Source organism: Cellulomonas sp. NPDC057328, assembly GCF_042667215.1.
In the GTDB taxonomy this organism is placed as follows: domain Bacteria; phylum Actinomycetota; class Actinomycetes; order Actinomycetales; family Cellulomonadaceae; genus Cellulomonas.
The window spans coordinates 1-2,699 of record NZ_JBHUZW010000204.1 but is presented as its reverse complement, the minus strand read 5'-3'; the positions used below and the strand labels follow the sequence as shown (position 1 = coordinate 2,699).

General features: G+C 76.0%; 4 protein-coding genes. All 4 read right to left on the bottom strand.

Going from position 1 to position 2,699, the window contains the following annotated elements:
- Positions 1-151 precede the first annotated feature (151 nt).
- The 4 genes from ACFUMH_RS18955 to recO all read right to left on the bottom strand — a co-directional run bounded on the left by ACFUMH_RS18955 (position 152) and on the right by recO (position 2,589).
- The gene (locus ACFUMH_RS18955) at positions 152-430 is read right to left on the bottom strand and encodes a DUF3072 domain-containing protein (RefSeq protein WP_378209163.1); all 279 of its coding nucleotides are present in this window, start codon (positions 428-430) and stop codon (positions 152-154) included.
- A 123-nt stretch (positions 431-553) separates the two neighbouring features.
- Positions 554-967 (bottom strand): VOC family protein, encoded by a 414-nt coding sequence (locus ACFUMH_RS18950; RefSeq protein ID WP_378209161.1) that lies wholly within the window; start codon positions 965-967, stop codon positions 554-556.
- A 108-nt stretch (positions 968-1,075) separates the two neighbouring features.
- A complete protein-coding gene (locus ACFUMH_RS18945) occupies positions 1,076-1,858 on the bottom strand; it encodes an isoprenyl transferase (RefSeq protein ID WP_378209159.1) in 783 nt (260 codons plus the stop codon).
- On the bottom strand, positions 1,858-2,589 hold the full coding sequence (gene recO, locus ACFUMH_RS18940; protein WP_378209157.1) for a DNA repair protein RecO: 732 nt from the start codon (positions 2,587-2,589) through the stop codon (positions 1,858-1,860). The genes ACFUMH_RS18945 and recO overlap by 1 nt, the downstream gene beginning before the upstream one ends.
- Positions 2,590-2,699 lie beyond the last annotated feature (110 nt).

The window sequence follows — 2,699 nt, the reverse complement described above, 5'->3', positions numbered from 1 at the left end:
CCCGTGTCCGTCTCCGAACGGGTGCGCTCGCTGCGGGACCGCAGCGGCCGGAACGGCAGCGACGACTGGGGGACGACGAACACCTGAGGCCCGGTCCCGTGCCGGGCGCCTCCCGGTACGGGACCCGCCCGGTACGGGACCGGGCGGACGGTCAGTCCGGCGGCTCCTTCATCTGGTCGTCGACGTCCGGGACGTCCTGCGCGCGCGGGCTCTCGCCCTGCAGCTCGTCGATCAGCTTCGAGGCGTCGGCCTTGGTGAGGTTCTCGGGCACGTCGCGGCCCGCCTCGCGCGCCAGCGTGCCGAGGTAGCTCAGCTGGGCGCCGGTGGCGGGCTCGTCGCCCGTGGTCCAGTCGTCGGGGTCCTTGATCGTGCTCGACCCGGTGGGGTCGGACGGGTCCTGCACGGAGGTGTCGCCGGAGTCGCTCGTCATGCGGCCACGCTACGACCCCCCTCCGACAGCCGCGCGCCGGGCCGGTGCCCCCGGCTGCACCACCGGCGTGGCGACGGCGGCGTCCGTGACGACGGCCGCCGGCCCCCGGGACGGCCGGCTCCGTCAGGCGCCGTGGGCGGGCGAGACGCAGAACTGGTTACCGTCCGGGTCGGCCAGCACCGTCCACGCGAACCCGTCCGGCAACGCGTGGTCGCCGACGCGCTGCGCGCCGGCCGCGAGGCAGGCGTCGACGAAGCGCGCGACGTCGTCGACGGCGAGGTCGACGTGCACGCGGTTCTTGCCGGGCGTCGGGTCCGCGACCTCCTGGAACCCGAGGGTCACGCCGCCGGGTGCCGGGGCGTGCACCATCACGAAGCCCGGGTGCGCCTGGAGGTGCCCGCCGGTGCGCGCGGCCCACCAGGCGGCGAGCGCGTGCGCGTCCCGGGTGTCGAACGTGACCATGCCGACGCGCGCGACGGCACGGGTGGTGCCCGGCACGGGCGGGACGAAGAGGGCGGGGACGTCGTCGTCGGTCATGGCGCGAGGCTAGCGTCGCCCACCGACGCCACGCGGCGGCGGGCGGCGACGCGCCCGCGCTCAGCCGGCGGGCGCCGCCGGCGCTCAGCCTGCGGGCGCCGCCGGCGCTCAGCCTGCGGGCGCCGCCGGCGCGTCGACGGCGCCGCCGTACCGGCGGTCGCGCCTCGCGTACGTCTCGACCGCCCGCCACAGGTGCCGGCGGTCCACGTCGGGCCACGGCTCGTCGAGGAACACCATCTCCGCGTACGCGGACTGCCACAGCATGAAGTTGGAGATCCGCTGCTCGCCGGACGAGCGGAGGAAGAGGTCGACGTCGGGCAGGTCCGGCTCGTCGAGGTAGCGGGCGAGGACCTTCTCGTCCACCTTGTCGGCCTTGAGGCGCCCCGCGGCGACCTCCTGCGCGACAGCCTTCGCGGCGTCCGCGATCTCGGCGCGGCCGCCGTAGTTGACGCACATCGTCAGCGTGCACGTCGTGTTGCCGACCGTCTGCCGCTCGGCCGTCTCGAGCTCGGCGATCACCGAGCGCCACAGCCGGGGACGACGGCCGGCCCACCGCACCCGGACGCCCCACGAGTCCATGAGGTCGCGACGGCGGCGCAGCACGTCGCGGTTGAAGCCCATGAGGAACCGCACCTCGTCCGGCGAGCGGTTCCAGTTCTCCGTCGAGAACGCGTACGCCGACACGTGCTCGACGCCGATCTCGATGGCGCCCGCGACGACGTCGAGCAGGGACGCCTCCCCCGCGGCGTGCCCGGCCGTGCGCGGCAGCCCGCGCGCGTTGGCCCAACGGCCGTTGCCGTCCATGACGACCGCGACGTGCCGGGGCACGAGCTCGCGGGGCACGGCAGGGGGACGCGCACCGCTCGGGTGCGGCGGGGGCGGGACCGGCATCAGACCCTCTCGACCATCGGGAGCGAGCGCAGCCGGCGCTCGAGGTGGAACTGGCAGAACGCCGCGACGAGGCCGTTGCCCTCGGCGCGGTGCCGCTCGGCGCTCGGGTCGGCGACCGACCAGTCACCGGACAGCAGCGCCGCGAGCAGCGCGAACGTCTCGGGTGCGGGCGCCGCGGCACCGGGCGGCCGGCACGCGCCGCACACGGCCCCGCCCACGGCCACCGCGAACGCGTGGTGCGGGCCGGGGGCGCCGCACCGCGCGCAGTCCGTGAAGCTCGGTGCCCACCCGGCGATCGCGAGGGCGCGCAGCAGGTAGGAGTCGAGCACGAGCCCGGGGGCGTGCTCCCGGGAAGCGAGCGCCCGGACGGCGCCCACGAGCAGCCAGTACTGCTGCACCGCCGGCTCGCGCTCGGCCTCGACCAGCCGGTCCGCCGTCTCGAGCATGACCGTGCCGGCCGTGTACAGGGTGTAGTCCTCGCCGATCCGGCGCCCGTACGGGCCGATCGTCTCCGCCTGCGTCACGACGTCGAGGTTGCGCCCCGTGCTGAGCTGGAGGTCGACGTGCATGAACGGCTCGAGCCGCGAGCCGAACCGGGACGTCGTGCGCCGCACCCCCTTGCCGACGGCACGGACCTTGCCGTGCTCGCGGCTGAGGACGGTGACGATGCGGTCGGCCTCCCCCAGCTTGTGGGTGCGCAGGACGATCGCCTCGTCGCGGTAGAGGCTCACCGGGCCATTCTGCCCCGTGGCACCGACAGCCGTGCGCGTCGACACCCGCGACGCCGGTGGTCGCGGGCGTCCGCCGTGGGCGTCGGCCGTGCCGCCGGCACCCGGGCGTG

Excerpts from the sequence above, each read along its gene's own strand:
- ACFUMH_RS18955 (WP_378209163.1), bottom strand. The coding sequence starts at position 430 with ATGACGAGCGACTCCGGCGACACCTCCGTGCAGGACCCGTCCGACCCC.
- ACFUMH_RS18950 (WP_378209161.1), bottom strand. The coding sequence starts at position 967 with ATGACCGACGACGACGTCCCCGCCCTCTTCGTCCCGCCCGTGCCGGGC.
- ACFUMH_RS18945 (WP_378209159.1), bottom strand. The coding sequence starts at position 1,858 with ATGCCGGTCCCGCCCCCGCCGCACCCGAGCGGTGCGCGTCCCCCTGCC.